This is a genomic window from Mycobacterium neumannii, assembly GCF_002245615.1.
In the GTDB taxonomy this organism is placed as follows: Bacteria; Actinomycetota; Actinomycetes; order Mycobacteriales; family Mycobacteriaceae; genus Mycobacterium; species Mycobacterium neumannii_A.
In genome coordinates this window covers 123,083-139,647 of sequence record NZ_NKCO01000011.1, presented here as the reverse complement: position 1 = coordinate 139,647, position 16,565 = coordinate 123,083, and the positions used below count along the sequence as shown (strand labels likewise).

Sequence of the window (16,565 nt, the reverse complement as noted above, 5' to 3'; positions counted from 1 at the left end):
TCATGTTTCGGTCCTTTCTCGAAGGGTGTTGCCGTCAGGGGCGGGCCACGGGCTGTGACAGCGCCGCCCCTGACGACTCGCAGTGCCCGCGAAGGGCAGAAGAATCGTGTGCTCGGCCTATGCGACTGCGCGGCGGAGAGGATCGAAGGGCCGCAGCGCCTCGGGTTGCTTGCCGGTCGTGATCTGTTCGGCCAGGAGCCGGCCGGTGACCGGACCGTGAGCCAACCCCCACATGCCGTGCCCGCCTGCCACGTAGACGTTGCGCGACATCTCACCGATCAGCGGTCGGCCGTCCGGGGTGATCGGCCGCGGACCCACCCAGATGTCGCTGCGTTCGGCCCACCTGACTCCCTCCAGGAGCGGGCTCGCCGATTCGACCATCGCACCGACGCGCTCGGGGATCGCCGGTTCGTGCGGATCGCGCAACTCCATCGTGCCGGCCACTCGCAGCGCGCCCTTGTATGGCGTACACGCGATGCGTGCGTCCGGCAGATAGATCGGTCCGGGGATCGGGCGATCCACCGGCACGGTGAACGAGTAACCGCGACCAGACTCTACGGGCACGCGCAGCCGGTGCCCTGCCAGCCGCGACATCCACGCGCCGGTCGCGATCACCGCGCTGTCGGCGGTCAGATGCTTTCCGCTGTAGGGCTGCACCACCACGCCGTTACCGGAACTGAACACGCCGCGCACGTCATGGGTCAGGATGCTTCCGCCACGCTCCTCGACCGCACGGCCCAGGGCTTGCACGAAACGGCCCGGGTCGACGAAGCGCTGACCGTTGATGTTGATGCCGGCGGTGATCGCAGGCGAAGCCAACGGCACCTGCTCGCGCAACGCCTCACCGGACAAGCCGGTGACGAACAGCTCCTGTCCGGCGCGTTCGAGGGCACGCAGTTCCCGCATCATCTTCTCGGCGTCCTCGGTGGTGCGGAAGATCGCGGTGATCGGGGCGTCGGTCACCGGGGCGTCCACCCCGTTCGAGATCAAGACGTCGAACGCTTCGATGCATTCCTGGTTCAGCGGCACGTTGGCCGCCACCGCCTGGTTCCACACCGACGAACGGGAGTTCGCGGCGAACTGGATCAGAAACAGCCACAATGCGCCGTCGATGGTCAACGGGATGTGCAGCGGGGCGTTGCGGTCACGCAACGAGCGCAGGCCGTACCGCAGCGTCTTCGGCGAGTTCAACGGCAGCGTCAGCGCGGGCGCGACCCATCCGGCGTTGCCCCACGAGGCGCCTGCGGCGACCCCGCTGCGGTCCACGACGGTGACGTTGACACCGCGCTCCTGCAGGAACCACGCCGTGGACAAGCCGACGATGCCGGCGCCGACCACGATCGCAGACCGCGGTCCACCGTCAATCCGCTCGCCGCCGACCATTGCCATCCCTCCATCACCGAAAAAGTCTGTTCGTTGACTCCATGGTCGGCCGGACGGGCGCGTTCCGACTTGCCCGTGCAGGACAATCCGCCGGGGGGCCGTTGTGGTGATCCGACAATGACCTGGTCGGACCGGATCCGATGGAGGCGGCTCAGTCGGTGTCCATCGCGGCGAGTTCGATCATCATGGCGAGCCGCTTGCGGGCGTCCTCGAGCGGCAGATCGGTGACCTCGCCCATCTTGCGCAGGCGGTAGCGGACGGTGTTCTCGTGGACGCCGAGGCGAAGCCCTGCCTGGGCGGGATCGCCCAGCGCCTCCAGATACGCCCGCAACGTCGGGATGTACTCGGAGGCGTGGTCCTGGTCGTGGCGGCGCAGCTCGGCGACCGGTCCCCTGTCCGGCGTACGTCCCGCGCGTGCGGCGGTCCGCAGACGTTGCAGCAGGATCTCGTCCCACGACTCGTCGTAGGCGGGCGGCACGGCGTCGTGCGGCTCGACCTCGTGCAGCGCCAGGCACTCATCGGCCTCCTGCCGCGCCGCCGGCAGGTCGACGGCCACGGCCGCCTTGCTAATGCCGGCCACCACCGTCACCCGGTCCGGCAGCGCGGCCTTCAACGCGTCGACCCACTTGCGGGCACCTACGACCCGTTCGCCCGGCATCAACGTGTAGATCGTGTTGCCGGCCAGCGCGCTGCGACCCGGACGCGACCAACCGAAGCCGGCGGTCGCGCGTTCGAACGCCAACAGCAGCGCCGCATCCCGTTCACCGCCGATCGACGCCTGCACGGCGATGACCCGCACCGGCCCCTGCGACAGCCCCAGCCTGCTGGCCGACGCTGCGGCGTCGGCACTTCCGTCGAGTAGCCGCAGCACCAGATCGGATTCGACCTGCCGTTCGAGATCGGCACTGGCGCGCGAGCGCAACAGGTGAAGGGCGACGGTTCTGGCATTGTCGGTCAGCGCCGTTAGTTCGGGGTCCACCAACGGCTTCGGAGAGGAGACCCACACCGCGCCCATCAGCTCTCGCCCCGACCGCACCGCGACAACCGTGCGCCCGGACAGGCCCTGATCGGCGTTGGGCGCGACGAACATCGGATCGTCCGAGGAGGTGAGATGGGTGAACACGCCTTGCGACGCGAAGTATTCACGCAACCACTCCGGCGCTTGCCGGTTCATGATCGTCGCGACACGGGCGCGGTCGGCGTTCTCCTGCATCGTCGAGTACGCGAGTACGCGTGACAGCGGGTCCTCGATGGTCACCGCACCGCCCGCCGACTCGGCCAAGCTGTCGGCGAGCGCGAACAAATCCGTTGGGCCGCGGCCGGATTCCGTCTCCCTGCCCTCCAGCACCAGCCCGTAGACGATCGCGGAGAGTTCGCTCCACGGCACCGCCGGATCGACGACCAGCACCGCGACGCCCTCGACCATGCCCGCGAATGTCGTGTCGTTGTCGCCGTCTCGAAGCAGCACCACCATCGCGCGCGCCGAAACCGCCCATCGCAGCGCCTCGTTGACCGTTCGCGCGCCGATCGCCAGCAGCACGTCGCCGGTGATCGTGCGGCCCTCGGTCACCTCGTGCATCACCACGCTGCCCAACTCCGTCGAGCGCGGGATCGGGCAGAAGCGCAGGCGCACGCCGTAGCTCCCAAGCACGTTGACCAGTCGGTCCAAGGTGACCACGGGCCGACGTTACCGCGCTGTCAGGAGGGTGGGGGCTTCACTGGTCAGGTGGAGACGACTCCCCGCAGACCCTCTGCCCCGAAGAGCGGCTCGAGCATCGATGAGTAGTCGGGTCCACGCCGCACCAACTGACCGCCGTCGACGTTGATGACCTGACCGGTGATGAAGCTGGCGGCGTCGCTGAGCAGGAAGAGCGAGGCATTGGCGATGTCCTCCACCTCACCGGGCCGCGGCAACGGCGTGCAGGCGGCGTAGTCGCCGCTGAGCTCCGGGGATTCGAGTACCGGTGCGACAAGCTCGGTGCGGATCAAGCCGGGCCGGATGCAGTTCACGCGCACCCAGGAGGCGCCGAGTTCGTCGGCGGCGAGCTGCATCATGTGGTCGATGCCCGCCTTGGAAACGCCGTATGCGCCGAACCAGCGGTGCGTGTTGCTCGCCGCGATCGACGAGATGCCGATGAACGATCCGCCGCCACCACGTACCATTTCGCGCGCCGAGTGCTTGAGCACGTACATGGTGCCGTTGATGTTCAGATCGACGGTGCGTCGCCACAGTTCGGAATCGATCTGGGTGATCGGCCCGATCGTCTCGCTGCCGCCTGCACAGTGCACGACACCGTAGAGGCGGCCGGTCCATGCCGTGGTGGCCTCGACGACCCGTACCACCTCGTCCTCGTTCGTCACGTCGGCCGGCTCGTAGAGCACGGAACCAGGACCGCCCTGGGCCTTGATCTCGTCGGCCGCGGTGGACAGCCTGTCGGCGTTGCGGCCGACGAGCATCGCGTTACCGCCGGCTGCCACCACAGCGGCAGCCACACCCTTGCCGATGCCGCTGCCGCCGCCCGTCACCAACACCGTCCGACCCGTCAGGGACAACTCCACCGCAAAACCCCTTCGCTATAGCTAGAACAGGTTCTAGTTATACGTCACGGCTCGTCAGGGCGGGCGGGCTTCGGTGGGCCGAGTGTGCGCCAGTCCGGCACATTCGGCGGCAGCCCGACCGGGTAGCGGTTCTCGTTGTGCGCCGCCCAGTGCGCATGCCCGAGTTCGTGAATGTGGAACGCATGGCGCAATGCCTCGGTGAAGCCCATCGCATCCGCGGCGGCGTTGACCGAATCCTTGATGAGCAACGCCGCCATCGTCGGCCGCTCGGCGATCCGGCGGGCGAATTCGAGTGTCTTGTCTTCGAGTTCGTCGCGCGCGAAGATCTTCGACACCATGCCGAGGCGGTATGACTCCTCGGCGTCGATCGAATCACCGGTCAGCAGAAGTTCTTTGGCCTTTCGGGCGCCGAATTCCCATGGGTGCGCGTAGTACTCGACGCCGGGCATTCCCATCCGCACGCCGACCACATCGCTGAACTTGGCATCGTCGGCGGCGACGATCAGATCGCACGCCCAGATGAGCATGAGCCCGGCCGATATCGCATTTCCCTGCACCTGCGCGATCGTGATCTTCCGCAGATCCCGCCACCGGCGGGTGTTCTCGAAGAAGAAGTGCCACTCCTGCAGATACGTGCGCTCGGCGATCGCCGGCACGGTGGCGCCCTGCGATTGGAACGTCGGATGCTGGCCCGGGCCCGGCTTGCGCTCCAGCATCGCCTCTTCCGACCCGAGGTCGTGTCCCGCCGAGAAGTTCTTGCCGCGCGCGGCCAGGATCACCACCCGCACATTGTCATCGGCTTCTGCGCGGCCGAACGCCTCGTCCAGCTGCACCAACAGCGTGCGGGACTGGGCGTTCTGCGCGTCCGGACGGTTCAGCCAGATGCGGGCGATCTGGCCGTCGTCGAGGGTTTCGTACGTCACCTGTTGCGCTGCACCGCCTCCGGAATCGGCGCTCGTCAGATCAGGGCTCGCCATCGCGGATCACCTCGCTTGTAGTTCGACCACCTGCACATTACGGTGCGGCCCGCATCGCTTGACCAGCGGTGCCACAGCACCGGTGAGTGGATCTACAGATGGCAGTCGGTGCGGCGTATTCCGTTGCTGGGTAAGGCTGTCACGGCCCAACCGGCACTCGTGCAGCTATCCACCTTCGGCGGTTCGAGGCCCGCCAGCGGTGCAAAGATGCACGAATCAACCGATCGGCTCCTAGAATCGCGGAATGGCGAATTATTCGGTGCGGCTCCGGAGACTCGTTCTCACCGGCGCTTTCGTGGTCGCGGCCGCAGCAGGTCCCATGGCCGCCCTGCACGTGATGTCGGAACCGAGCGTTGCGCTGGCTCAGGGCTGTCAGGGGGGTGAGGAGCAAGACCAATTCACCATGACGTGTGTGCCGTTCATGGTCCCGAACTCGCCCCCTCTCTTCCAGACCACCGCGGCGAACCCGGATGTCCCGGAGATTCAAGGCATCCCCTGCATCGGGCACAACGCCGGCGCCTGTCTGGGGTTGGCCGAGGACGAAGCCGCGGCGGGCCCACCCGCGCAGCCTCGCTCCACCATCAGCGCCAGCCCGTAGTCGGGGCAGGCTGGCCATTTTGCGAAGCTGTGCAGAAAGCTTTCGGCTTCCATAGAATCCCTGCCAAGAGCACGGTTGATCACTACAGAAAGCGTGACAATGGCGAGCTTGAAGTCTCCTGTACAACGGCTGATCCTTGCCGGCGGCTTCGCGGTTGCGATCGCTGCGGCGCCGGTGGCCTCGGTCTTCCTCACACCCACGGCCCCGGTTGCGCCGCAGGCTCAGGGCTGTTCGGGCGGGGAGGAACCGGACCAGTTCACCGGCAACTGCGTACCCCACACGGTGCCCAACGCCGGCTCGGTGTTCACCACACAACCCGGTAACCCCGACGTCCCAGAGGTCATGGGTATCCCGTGCATCGGCCACAACCAGGGCGGCTGCATCGGCCTGGAAGAGGAAGCCCAGGCGCAGACGGTGACACCGCCCCCGGCCCCCGTCTTCAGCCACAGCCCCTAGTCAAAGGGGTTAACCGACCGGCGCGGTCACCCTTTCGCATACAGTTGTCGTATGCCTGCGAAATCAGACCCCGCTGAGCTCGGCGACGTCGAACCACTCGCCGACAGCACCGCCCGCCAGGCGCGACGCGTCGTCGCCGCGTACGCGAAAGACGCCGACGAATGCCGGGTGTTTCTCTCGATGCTCGGCATTGGGCCCTCGAAACTCGAGGCCTAAGTGACTTCAGGGGGCGGTCCACGGGCCGACTCCGGCAACGCCGATTTCGTGGTGGTGGCCAACCGCCTGCCGATCGACATGGAGCGGCTGCCTGACGGCAGCACCACCTGGAAGAGAAGTCCGGGCGGATTGGTCACGGCCCTGGAACCGTTGCTCCGCCGCCGGCGCGGGGCGTGGATCGGTTGGCCCGGCGTACCCGACGCCGACGACGAGCCGATCCAACAGGACGACATGACCCTGTGCCCGGTCAAGCTGTCCGCCGACGACGTCGCGAATTATTACGAAGGCTTCTCGAACGCGACCCTGTGGCCGCTCTACCACGACGTGATCGTCAAGCCGATCTACCACCGCGAGTGGTGGGACACCTACGTGGTGGTGAACCGGCGCTTCGCGGAAGCCACCGCAAAACACGCCGCGCAGGGCGCCACCGTGTGGATCCAGGACTACCAACTGCAGTTGGTGCCCAAGATGCTGCGGATGCTGCGTCCGGACCTCACCATCGGGTTCTTTCTGCACATTCCGTTCCCGCCGGTCGAGTTGTTCATGCAGATGCCGTGGCGCACCGAGATCATCGAGGGCCTGCTCGGTGCGGATCTGGTCGGGTTCCATCTGCCCGGTGGTGCGCAGAACTTCCTCATCCTGGCCCGAAGGTTGGTCGGCGCCAACACTTCTCGGGCGACGATCGGGGTCCGGTCGCGGTTCGGTGAGGTGAATTTCGGCTTCCGCACGGTGAAGGTCGGCGCCTTCCCCATCTCGATCGACTCGACCTCGCTCGACCAGCAGGCACGGTCCCGGTCGATCCGCCAGCGCGCCAAGGAGATCCGCACCGAGTTGGGCAATCCCCGCAAGATCCTTCTGGGTGTGGACCGTCTCGACTACACGAAGGGCATCGACGTCCGGCTCAGGGCGCTGTCGGAACTGCTCGCCGAGGCCCGGGCCAGCCGCGAGGACACCGTACTCGTCCAGCTTGCGACACCCAGTCGGGAGCGGGTCGAGAGCTATATCGAGATGCGCCAGGACATCGAACGCCAGGTCGGCCACATCAACGGCGAATACGGTGAGGTCGGCCATCCCATCGTGCACTATCTACATCGCCCGGTGCCGCGCGAGGAGTTGATCGCGTTCTTCGTCGCGGCAGACGTCATGCTCGTGACCCCGCTGCGCGACGGCATGAACCTCGTCGCCAAGGAGTACGTGGCGTGTCGCAGCGATCTGGGCGGCGCGTTGGTCCTCAGCGAGTTCACCGGTGCGGCAGCGGAATTGCGTCAGGCCTACCTGGCCAATCCGCATCATCTCGAGGGTGTCAAGGACGCCATCGAGGCCGCGCTGACCCAAGCGCCGGAAGAGGGCAGGCGCCGCATGCGGGCGCTACGCAGACAGGTGCTCGCACACGATGTCGACCGGTGGGCGCGGGCGTTCCTCGATGCGCTGGCTTCCACGGAGTCCGCCGACGGGCGGTCCTGAAGCCAGTAACCTGCTCCCGATTAAATCGGGGTGATGTACTGGATCAGCCACTTGCCGTCGACCTTCTGATAGTCGACCCGCAGGCGGCTGCCGTCGTAGACGGGTTCCTTCGACTTGTCGGTGACGGTGCGGTTCAAATACACCATCACCGAAGCCGATTCACGATGCGCGTCGAGCACGCCGACCCCGACGACGTGGGCTTGGCTGACCAACTGGCGTTCGCGCGCCTGCGGAATGATGTCCTTGTCCGCGCGGTCGCGGAACTCCTGGCGGTAATCCGGGGTGAGCATCGGGTAGACCTCGTTGAGCGTGCGCTCCACGGTCTGGTAGTCGTAGCCGAACACCTTCGGGATCTGTCGCTCGGCCAACGGCGCCAACTCGCTGCGCGCGGCCAGCTCGCCGCGCTGCTCAACGCGGTTCCAGTAGAGCCAGCCACCGACACCGGCCGACGCCACGAACGCGACCGCCAACAGAACCGACAGCGCGCCGATGATCCGCGCGGTCCACGGCGACTTGGTGCTACTTGACGATGCGGGCATCAGTTCCCACCGTCGGGGTACTTGAGGTCGTAGGCCGTCATGTGCCCGTTGTCGTCCTCGTGCACGATGACCCGCAACCGATACGGTTGCGACGGCTGGTTGTTGCCGTCCAGGTCGGTCACAGTGACCCGCGCCGACACCAACACCGCGGCGTTGTTCGCGACCTCGTCGACCTTCTCCAGGGCTGCGCCGTTGATCACGGCTTCGGCGCTGGCGTTGGTGTCGCGGAACAGCATCTTGAGGTTCTCGGTGTTGTTGCCTTCGGTCATCATCGCGCGAAGCGGTCCGCTGGTGCTGTTGACGAACCGGTCGACGCTGGAGTCGATGGTGTCCTGCTCGTAGCTGAACATGTTCACCACCAGCTGCGATGCCGTGTCGACGAAGCGCTGCTCGCGCGCCAGCGTCGCGTCGGTGTCGCGCTGCTGAACGACCATCAAAGCGCCCAACCCCACCAGCACGGCCGTGGCGACGGCGGCGGCGGCCAGGAAGACCGTCGCGACGAGCCTTCGGTTGGGTTGTCTGCGGGGCGGCGGGGCCGCCGGCTTCGCCAGCCGGACCGTCACCGGTTTGGGCGCCTCGACCCGAACGGCCGTCGCCGTGGAGTCACCGCTCGCCGGGCCGGCGGCCCGCGATGCCCGCCGACGCCGCGCCGACCTCGACCTGGTCTCCGTCGGTGCCGTTTCGCTCGTCGCTTCGCTCGTGCTCACCGAAGCCGAACCTCCGTCATTACGCCTGCCTTGGGGCCAACATCAGATCGACCCAGTTTTCTGCAGGCGCCAGTTTGTCAGTCGCGGCCGCGATGACGCCAGTTCCGCCCTGGGGGTCGACGAACTGCCCGTTCCGGTCGTATGTCGTGAAACGCGGTCCGGTCGAACCCGACGCCATCGGCGGCGCCTCCGCAGGCAGCGGCGGACCACCGGCCGGTGGCGGAGACCCCGGCGGCGCCGGAGGCGGCGGAACGGTGCCTGCCGGCGGGGGCGGTGGTGTGCGGCCGTACGGCGGCACCACATGGTCCGGCGGACTGAAGAACGGCCACGCGGGCGGCAGGCTCGGCTGGACCTCGTTCGGCGGCACCGGAAGCGGGAACGGCGCATGCGGCGCGGGGCCCGGCCCCGGCGGAACGCCGGGCGGCAGCTGCACCGCCGGTGGGCCGGGGTCCGGATCCACCTGCGGCGGAATGTAGGGGAACTTGTTGGGCGGCAGGATGTTGCGGCCGTCCTCGGGGGTGTCGTCCTCCATCACGTCCATCGGTGTTCCGAGCGGGACCGGCGGACCGCGCCACGGGTTGTTGCCGATCGGGACGTAACCGCGCGGGTCGCGGCACAGCTGCACGGTCGGCGCACGCTTGCCAGGGAACTCCTGGCAGGGGTAGTTGCGCGCGCCACGAACGACGGATGGATCGTTGTGCGGCACCTTGCAGTACAGGTCCTTGGGCAGTTCGCGCAGCGTCTCGTCGGCCGGGCTGCGCATCTCGCTCGCCGGTACGAACCCGGTCAGGCACGGCGGCGGGTCTTGCAGGTCGATCTTGAAGTCGAGCTTGCCGCCCTCGTCGGCGGGCAGACCGCCGCCGACCGTCAGCAGCGCCGCCATCAACGCCGGGAACACCACGAGCGCGTGCTCGAGCGACTTGCGGTAGATGACGCCGATGCGGCCGAAGTTCGCGAGGTTGGCGGCCAGCACCGGGAAGGACGGCCGGATGCCGCTGAACAGTTCGTTGGCCTCGGCCGCCGCCCCGGGCACGGTTTGCAGCGTCGAGCGCAACTGCGGGTCAGCGTTGGCCACCTCGGTGGTGAAGCGGGCCAGCCCGTCGGCCAGCGAGCGGATGTCGTCGCCGCTGCGGATCTGCGCGTCGAGGAACGGACCGACCTGGTCGATGAGCTGGTTCACCTGGCCGTAGTTGGCGTTGGCCTCGTCGACGAGCATGCGCGCCGACTGGATCATCCGCGCCAGTTCGGGTCCGGACCCGTTGAAGGCCTTGAAGGTTTCGCGCAGCAGCTCCTGGATGCGGCTGTCCCCGACACTCGTGACGAGCGCCTGCGCCTCCTCCAGCAGGCCCGCAATGTCTTGTCCGATCGCCGTGCGATCAACGCCGATGTTGGATCCGTCGCGCAGCGTGGCGCTCGACGCGTCCGCGGGCGGCACCAGGTCGACGTACTGTTCGCCAACCGCGGACACGCTCTTGACCGTGGCGGTGACGTTCTCGGGCACGGGTGTACCGCTGTTGAGGCGCATCTTGGCGACGACACCGTCATCGGAGAGACCGACCGACTCGACCCGGCCGATCGTCACCCCGCGGTAGGTGACGTTGGCGTTCTCGTACAGCCCGCCTGCGGCAACGAAATTCGCGGTCGCCCGGTACGTGCCGATGCCGACCGCGGCCGGTAGCTGCAGATAGAAGATCGAGATCGCGCCCACCGTCAACACGGTGACGATGGCGAAGATCGACAGCTGGATACGAGTCAGGCGCGACAGCATCTAGGGCCCCTCCCCATGCTGGGTCGCCGTGCCCGGCGGAATCTCGAACGGGTCGGCGGCCTGGCCGGACAGGTTCGCCAGCGATCCCGTCATGAAGTCCGGTGGCGTGATCAGCTCGTGCATCCGTTTCATGTTCGGGTCGAATCCCCACGATGTGGTGAAGATCGACTCACCCGTGCGCCGCAGGGTCAGGTCGAAGGTGGTGTACACGTTCAGGTAGTCACCGCGGACCGCGTTCCGCAGGTACTTGTAGTGGAACGGGAATGTCGGCAACAGCTCGAGATCCTTGATGAAGAAGTCGGCGTTGTCGTTGAACGCCTTGACCACCGGGTAGAGATCCTTGAAGTCCGCGGCGAAGTCGTCCTTGGTCTGCTCGAGGACACGGGACGCGATGGTGGCGAAGCTCCGCAGCGCCGTGAACGCCTCGACGATGTTGGCGCGGTTGTCGTTGAGCACCTGCAACGCCGCCGGAAGGCGGTCAAGCGTCAGCCCCAGGCTGTCCTTGCTACGCGCGAGGATCCCGGCGAACCTGTCTATGCCTTCCATCGCGGCGATGATGTCGTTGGTCTGGCGGTCCAGCGAGCTGGTCAGCTCGGCAAGCCGCGGGATCAGGTCGGCGAACGAGCCCTGCCGTCCGGCGATCGCGTTGTACGTCTCGTCCGTGATGTCTTGTAGCGCACCGAGATTGCCCTTGTTGACCACGACGCCGAGAGTGGACAGAACTTCCTCGGTGGTCGGATAGCGGCCGGTCCGGTCCAGCGGGATGTGCGAGCCGTTCTTGAGCTTCCCGACGCCGGGACCGTCGGCGGGTGGGGCCAGTTCGATGTGTTGCGAACCGAGCAGCGAGGTCTGCGCCACCTTCGCGGTCGCGTTCTCGGGCAGGTTGACGTTCTCGTCCAGCGACAACTGGACCGCGGCGTAGTACGTACCGTCGGAACGTTGCACCGCCTCGATACCCGAGACGCTTCCGACGGTGACGTCGTCGACCATCACCGGCGAGTTCTGCGGCAGCGTCGAGACATCGGGCAGTTCCACGGTGATCTTGTAGGAACCGGGGCCGTGCCCGGCGGTGCCCGGCATGTTCAGGGAGTTGAGCCCGCCGAAGGAGCAGCCGGCCAGAAGCACGGCCAGCGACAGGATCGCCCCGATCTTGCGGATCACGGTGCACCTCCACCCGGCAGCGGGGCAGGCATCGGCACGGGGGCGACGGGATCGCCGGGTTCGGCCGCCTCGGCTGGCCCCTCGACCGGAGCGTGCGCGGCCGGAGCCTCCGCGAGGGGTCCACCGGCATGCGCGGTACCGGGAGCCGTGTCCGGTGCGGGGGGCACCATCAGCGAACTGAGGTCCATGTCCGCCGACACCGGTGGCGGTGTGACCCCGGGTGCGGGTTGCCATTGCAGATACGGCATCGGGGTCTCGGACTTCGCCTCGGTTGCGGGGGTGTCGTAGATGATCTGGCCCTTGTAGGCGGTGATGCTGTTGATCGGGTGGAACAGCAACGGCGGGAAGTTCATCGCGATGCGCTTGAACACCGGGCCCATGCGCTGGCGACAGATCTCGGTGCGTTTGAAGTTGTCCGGTGTGGGAGCCGCCTCGAATGCACCGCCGCAGATGAACTGCACCGGGTTGGCGAAGTTCGGCAGCGTCAGCAGGCCGCCCACCGTGCCCTGGGCCGGGTTGTAGATGTTGTAGAAGTTCGACAGGCCGTTGGGCGTGATGTGCAGGATCTGTTCGATGTCCTCGCTGCGCTCGGTCAGGATGCTCGTGAAGTCGGCCAGCTTGGTGACCTGATCGATCAGTGCGCTGTTGCTCTCGTTGAGGAAGCCCCTCACGTCGCCCAGCGCTTGGTTCAGCGTGGCCAGCGTGTTGTCCAGGCCCGCCGAACTGTCCGCGAGGACCTGCGATACCGATGCGACGTGGTTGGAGAACTGCACGATCTGCTCGTTGCTGTTCGACAGTGCGTTGACCAGCACCTGCAGGTTGCGGATCGTGCCGAACAGGTCGGTGCGCGAGTCGCCGAGCCGGCCCGCGGTCTGCGAGAGCTCCCGCAGCGCCTTGCGGAACGTGTCCCCGTTGCCGTCGAAGGTGTCGGCGGCCTGGTTGACGACGACCGACAGCGGGCCCTGCATCGAACCGGGCTTGGGCCCGAGTTGCGCGCTCAGTGCGGTGAGCTGCTCTTTGACCTCGTCCCACTCGACCGGCACCGCGGTGCGGTCGAGCCCGATCTCCGCGCCGTCGGCCATCGCCGTGCCGCCGGTGTAGGCCGGTGTGAGCTGAACGAACCTGGCCGACACCAGATTCGGTGCGATCACGAGCGCCTTGGCGTCGGCCGGGACCTGAATCCCGTGATCCAGCGTCATCGTGACCTTCACGTCGCCGACCCGCGGTTCGATCGAGTCGACCGTGCCGACAGGGACGCCCACGATGCGGACCTCGTCGCCGGGATAGAGCCCGATCGCCGAGGTGAAGTACGCCGTCACCTTGTTGCCGACCCGCGTCGGCCACACCAGGTAAAGGCCGACGGCGAGCGTGATCACCAGCAGGGCGGCCAGTGTCGGCCGCAGCCAGCGGCTGCGGGTCAAGGTCGAAGTCGCTTGGGTCATGGTGACTTCGGCCTGATGATCAGGCGCTCGGAGATGTATCCGCGCAGCATGTCGGCGAGGCTGTCGGGCAACTTGCCCGGCTGGAAGTAGAAGTCGAGAAGCACCTCGGCAATCGGTGCCGGCGGCAGACCGTACAGGTTGATCTGGAATCCGGGGCCCGAGCCGACCACCTCGCCCAGGGCCGTGGCGTACGGCGGCAACCGCTTGAGCGCTTCGCTGATGTGTTCGCGCCGCTCCAGAAGGTTGTCGAGCACCAGGTTGAGCTTCTCCAGCGCGGGCCTGAACTCACGGCGGTTGTCGGCGACGAAACCGGAAAGCTGTTCTGACACATCGTCGATCCCGGCGATCAGATTGCTCAGCGCCTGGCGCCGTTCGTCGAGCGCGGCGAACAGCTGGTTTCCGTCGACGATCAGCTGGTTCACCTGCCCGGCGCGCTGCGCCAGTGTGTCCGACACCCGCTTGGCGTGGCCGAGCAGCTGCGCGAGCGCCTCGTCACGTTTGTTCAGACTGCGCGACAGGTTCGCCACCCCGTCCAGCGCACCGCGCAGATGCGGGGTGGCGTCGCGCAGCGAGTCGGTGATCGCCTGCAGCGCCTGCTCGAACCGCGGCTTGTCCAGCTCGCCCGCGGTCTGCCCGAGGTCCTGCAGCGCCGTGGCCAGCGTGTACGGGGTCGTGGTGCGCGCCAACGGAATGACCGTCGCCTCACCCGTCCCCTGCGGGGTCACCGCCAACGACTTCTCCCCAAGCACCGTGTCGGTCTTGATCGAGACCATCGACTGGTCGCCCACCCTGATGTCGCGGTCGACCGTGAACAGCACCTTGGCCGCGTCTCCGGCCAGCTCGACACCGGTGACCTTGCCGACCTTGATGCCCGACACGTTGACGTCGTTGCCAGGAATGATGCCGCCCGCGTCGCTGAAGTACGCCTCGTAGGGCTTGCCCTGCGGAAAGAACGGCAGGCTGCTGTAGCCGAACGACACCAGCACCAGGCAAGCCACCAGGAAGATCCCGAAGATGCCTGTGCGCAACGGGTTCGAATCACCAGCTCTACTCGACATTCGGCGCACACCTCCCCTTCGACGGATCGGGCGGACCGCCCAGCGGGATCAGGATGTCACTGCCCGCCGGCCCGTTGATCTTCAATCGCGTCGAACAATAGAAGATGTTGAAGAACGACCCGTAGGCGCCAAGTGCGTTGAGCCGCAGGTAGTTCTCCGCGAGCGGCTCGATCACCTTGTTCACGTCGGCCTTGCGCTCATCCATCCGCTGGGCGAAGGGACGGACATTCTCGAGGACGCCCTGAATGGGCCTGCGGGACTTCTGCAGCATGTCGGTCAGGTCGTTCTCCGCCGACGCGAGCGGCTCGATGGCGCCGGCGATCGGATCGCGGCCTTCGGCCAGACCCGTGATGAGCTGCTGCAGTTGGTCGACGCTGGCGTCGAACTGCGTGCCCTTCTCGTCGACTGTCGCCAGCACGGTGTTCAGATGGCCGATGACGTCACCGATGAGCTGGTCCCTTGCCGCCAGGTTCTGGGCGAACGCGCTGGTGGTCGACAGCAGGTTCGACAGCGCACCGCCCTCGCCCTGCAACAGCTCGATCACCGCGTTGCTGACCTCGTTGATTTTCTGACCGTCGAGACCCTTGAGCACCGGCCGCAGACCGCCAAGCAGCGCGTCCAGATCGAGCGCGGGTTGGGTGTTCTCCTTGGGAATGGTGCTGCCGGGCGGCAACTTTCGCAGCTCACCAGGTCCAGAGGTGATCTCCAGATAGCGGTCTCCCACCAGGTTCTCGTAGCGGACCACCGCACGCGTGGAGGTGTAGAGCTGGTAGCGCTTGTCGACATCGAACGAGACGTCGACCGTGTTGTCGGGGTTGAGCTTCACGTCTCCGACGGTTCCGACCGGGACCCCGGCGATCCGCACGTCCTGACCCGCCTTCAACCGGGAGGCGTCGGTGAAGGTCGCGTGGTAGCCCTTCTCGGCGGTGAACCGGAACTCGCCGAAAACCACCACAAGCCCCGCGGCCACCAGAAGCATGACCACGGTGAAGATGCTGACGTTGAGCAACGTCTTGTCGCCGCGCATTAGAAGTCGTCCCGTTCTGCGAAGGCCCCGTTGAACAGCCACTGCAGCGTCGACGGTGCGTCGAACTGCAACTCGGTGTTCGGCTGATACGGGACATAGGCGTTGTCGGTGACCAGGAACGGTGAGCGGTACCAGGATCCGCCGAACTGCTTGCTCGGAACGTTGGGCAGACCACGGCAGTTAGGGCCACCGGTGGCGTTCACGATGGGCAGGCTTTCGGGGTACGTGTAGCCGGGCGAACCGGGAAGGAAGTTCGACGCCACGAACAGACCGGGCCGAATGCCGCCGATCACGGGCGCGAACCGGTCGACCGCCAGCGCCGTGCCCTCCAACATGCAGCCGATCACCGGGGAATACTCACCGGCCACCTTCAGAGGCGCACGGAGTCGTTGGATCGCCGCGATGTAGTCGTCCTCGGCGGGTTCGAAGGTGGCCGTGCCGTTGTTGGCCAGCCCAGTAGCGGCCAACAGCGCCGCGTTGAGGTTGTCCTTCTCGTCGACGATCGTGTCGCTGATCGCGGGCGCGTTGTCGATGATCCGAGCCAGATCTGGACCGGCGTCGCCGTAGATGTTGGCTACTACCGCGGTCTTGCGCAGGTCCTCCTGCAACGTGGGCAGCTTTGGATTGAGTTGCTGCAGGTAGTAATTCAGCCCGGCGAGCAGCGCGCCGACATCGTCACCGTTGCCGCGCAGGCCTTCTGCCACCGCGCTCAGCGTGGCGTTCAGGTTGATCGGGTCGATCTTGTTGAGCACATCGCTTAACGTCTGAAACAGCGTGTTGACCTCGAGCTGCACATCCTTGGCGGCCACGGTCGCGCCGGCCTTCAGCTGCTGACCCGAGGGCTGCGCCGGCGGCAGGAACTCGACGGACTTGGCGCCGAAAACCGTCGTGCTGCCGATGCGCACGTTGGCGTTGGACGGGATGTAGCGCATCTCGCCGCGGTTGATGGCCAACGTCAGCTTGGCTTCGTCGCCGGCGTACTCGATCGCCTCGACCTTGCCGACCTGCACGCCCCGGTACTTGACCTTGGCGTCGCGCTCCATCACCAGACCCGCCCGCGGAGCGGTGACGCTCACGGTGTCCACCGGCGTGAAGGCCGCCGTGTAGGCCAGGTAGGTGAACACCGTCGCCGCGAGCAGGATCGTGGCGAGGATCGCCGCGGCGATCCTCACGTGGCTGCGCTTGGCCTCGGTGTCTGACATCGTCCCCG

Annotated in this window: 16 protein-coding genes; 4 read left to right on the top strand and 12 right to left on the bottom strand. The window is 66.8% G+C overall.

Annotated elements, in window-relative coordinates; genetic code table 11:
- Positions 1-117: 117 nt before the first annotated feature.
- The 4 genes from CEX88_RS15075 to CEX88_RS15060 all read right to left on the bottom strand — a co-directional run bounded on the left by CEX88_RS15075 (position 118) and on the right by CEX88_RS15060 (position 4,919).
- Positions 118-1,383: an NAD(P)/FAD-dependent oxidoreductase gene (locus CEX88_RS15075; RefSeq protein WP_094294076.1), complete on the bottom strand. Its 1,266-nt coding sequence runs from the start codon at positions 1,381-1,383 to the stop codon at positions 118-120.
- Positions 1,384-1,534: 151 nt separating this feature from the next.
- Entirely contained in the window at positions 1,535-3,061 is a 1,527-nt protein-coding gene (locus CEX88_RS15070) for a PucR family transcriptional regulator (protein ID WP_094294075.1), read from the bottom strand.
- A 44-nt stretch (positions 3,062-3,105) separates the two neighbouring features.
- Positions 3,106-3,942 (bottom strand): SDR family oxidoreductase, encoded by an 837-nt coding sequence (locus CEX88_RS15065; RefSeq protein WP_094294074.1) that lies wholly within the window; start codon positions 3,940-3,942, stop codon positions 3,106-3,108.
- A 44-nt stretch (positions 3,943-3,986) separates the two neighbouring features.
- Complete coding sequence (locus CEX88_RS15060) at positions 3,987-4,919, bottom strand: enoyl-CoA hydratase (RefSeq protein WP_094294073.1); 933 nt, start codon at positions 4,917-4,919, stop codon at positions 3,987-3,989.
- Between the two features lie 244 nt (positions 4,920-5,163).
- Here CEX88_RS15060 and CEX88_RS15055 point away from each other — a divergent pair, with 244 nt between their 5' ends.
- From CEX88_RS15055 to CEX88_RS15040, 4 genes are all read left to right on the top strand, one after another.
- Positions 5,164-5,517, top strand: a complete 354-nt coding sequence (locus CEX88_RS15055; RefSeq protein WP_094294072.1) for a hypothetical protein — start codon at positions 5,164-5,166, stop codon at positions 5,515-5,517.
- A 99-nt stretch (positions 5,518-5,616) separates the two neighbouring features.
- Positions 5,617-5,973, top strand: a complete 357-nt coding sequence (locus CEX88_RS15050; RefSeq protein ID WP_202931505.1) for a hypothetical protein — start codon at positions 5,617-5,619, stop codon at positions 5,971-5,973.
- Positions 5,974-6,024: 51 nt separating this feature from the next.
- Positions 6,025-6,189, top strand: a complete 165-nt coding sequence (locus CEX88_RS15045) for a hypothetical protein (RefSeq protein ID WP_090279904.1) — start codon at positions 6,025-6,027, stop codon at positions 6,187-6,189.
- The gene (locus CEX88_RS15040) at positions 6,190-7,653 is read left to right on the top strand and encodes an alpha,alpha-trehalose-phosphate synthase (UDP-forming) (protein ID WP_094294071.1); all 1,464 of its coding nucleotides are present in this window, start codon (positions 6,190-6,192) and stop codon (positions 7,651-7,653) included.
- Between the two features lie 20 nt (positions 7,654-7,673).
- On the opposite strand, the gene CEX88_RS15035 is transcribed toward CEX88_RS15040, so the two are convergent.
- The 8 genes from CEX88_RS15035 to CEX88_RS15000 are packed head-to-tail and all read right to left on the bottom strand — an operon-like array spanning position 7,674 to position 16,557.
- On the bottom strand, positions 7,674-8,192 hold the full coding sequence (locus tag CEX88_RS15035) for a mammalian cell entry protein (RefSeq protein WP_094294070.1): 519 nt from the start codon (positions 8,190-8,192) through the stop codon (positions 7,674-7,676).
- Positions 8,192-8,899, bottom strand: a complete 708-nt coding sequence (locus CEX88_RS15030; RefSeq protein WP_094294069.1) for a mammalian cell entry protein — start codon at positions 8,897-8,899, stop codon at positions 8,192-8,194. The genes CEX88_RS15035 and CEX88_RS15030 overlap by 1 nt, the downstream gene beginning before the upstream one ends.
- Positions 8,900-8,918: 19 nt before the next feature.
- Entirely contained in the window at positions 8,919-10,667 is a 1,749-nt protein-coding gene (locus tag CEX88_RS15025; RefSeq protein ID WP_094294068.1) for a virulence factor Mce family protein, read from the bottom strand.
- Positions 10,668-11,828, bottom strand: coding sequence for an MCE family protein (locus tag CEX88_RS15020; protein ID WP_094294067.1), 1,161 nt, complete (start codon positions 11,826-11,828; stop codon positions 10,668-10,670).
- Positions 11,825-13,270 (bottom strand): MCE family protein, encoded by a 1,446-nt coding sequence (locus tag CEX88_RS15015; protein WP_094294066.1) that lies wholly within the window; start codon positions 13,268-13,270, stop codon positions 11,825-11,827. The genes CEX88_RS15020 and CEX88_RS15015 overlap by 4 nt, the downstream gene beginning before the upstream one ends.
- Complete coding sequence (locus CEX88_RS15010) at positions 13,267-14,328, bottom strand: virulence factor Mce family protein (protein WP_064428214.1); 1,062 nt, start codon at positions 14,326-14,328, stop codon at positions 13,267-13,269. The genes CEX88_RS15015 and CEX88_RS15010 overlap by 4 nt, the downstream gene beginning before the upstream one ends.
- Positions 14,318-15,355 carry an MCE family protein gene (locus CEX88_RS15005; RefSeq protein WP_094294065.1) on the bottom strand — a complete coding sequence of 346 codons (1,038 nt, stop codon included), beginning with the start codon at positions 15,353-15,355 and terminating at the stop codon, positions 14,318-14,320. Before CEX88_RS15005 ends, CEX88_RS15010 begins: the two co-directional genes overlap by 11 nt.
- Positions 15,355-16,557, bottom strand: coding sequence for an MCE family protein (locus CEX88_RS15000; RefSeq protein WP_094294064.1), 1,203 nt, complete (start codon positions 16,555-16,557; stop codon positions 15,355-15,357). Before CEX88_RS15000 ends, CEX88_RS15005 begins: the two co-directional genes overlap by 1 nt.
- Between the last annotated feature and the right edge of the window lie 8 nt (positions 16,558-16,565).

Excerpts from the sequence above, each read along its gene's own strand:
- CEX88_RS15075 (WP_094294076.1), bottom strand. The coding sequence starts at position 1,383 with ATGGTCGGCGGCGAGCGGATTGACGGTGGACCGCGGTCTGCGATCGTG.
- CEX88_RS15060 (WP_094294073.1), bottom strand. The coding sequence starts at position 4,919 with ATGGCGAGCCCTGATCTGACGAGCGCCGATTCCGGAGGCGGTGCAGCG.
- CEX88_RS15055 (WP_094294072.1), top strand. The coding sequence starts at position 5,164 with ATGGCGAATTATTCGGTGCGGCTCCGGAGACTCGTTCTCACCGGCGCT.
- CEX88_RS15050 (WP_202931505.1), top strand. The coding sequence starts at position 5,617 with ATGGCGAGCTTGAAGTCTCCTGTACAACGGCTGATCCTTGCCGGCGGC.
- CEX88_RS15045 (WP_090279904.1), top strand. The coding sequence starts at position 6,025 with ATGCCTGCGAAATCAGACCCCGCTGAGCTCGGCGACGTCGAACCACTC.
- CEX88_RS15035 (WP_094294070.1), bottom strand. The coding sequence starts at position 8,192 with ATGCCCGCATCGTCAAGTAGCACCAAGTCGCCGTGGACCGCGCGGATC.
- CEX88_RS15025 (WP_094294068.1), bottom strand. The coding sequence starts at position 10,667 with ATGCTGTCGCGCCTGACTCGTATCCAGCTGTCGATCTTCGCCATCGTC.
- CEX88_RS15015 (WP_094294066.1), bottom strand. The coding sequence starts at position 13,270 with ATGACCCAAGCGACTTCGACCTTGACCCGCAGCCGCTGGCTGCGGCCG.
- CEX88_RS15010 (WP_064428214.1), bottom strand. The coding sequence starts at position 14,328 with ATGTCGAGTAGAGCTGGTGATTCGAACCCGTTGCGCACAGGCATCTTC.
- CEX88_RS15005 (WP_094294065.1), bottom strand. The coding sequence starts at position 15,355 with ATGCGCGGCGACAAGACGTTGCTCAACGTCAGCATCTTCACCGTGGTC.
- CEX88_RS15000 (WP_094294064.1), bottom strand. The coding sequence starts at position 16,557 with ATGTCAGACACCGAGGCCAAGCGCAGCCACGTGAGGATCGCCGCGGCG.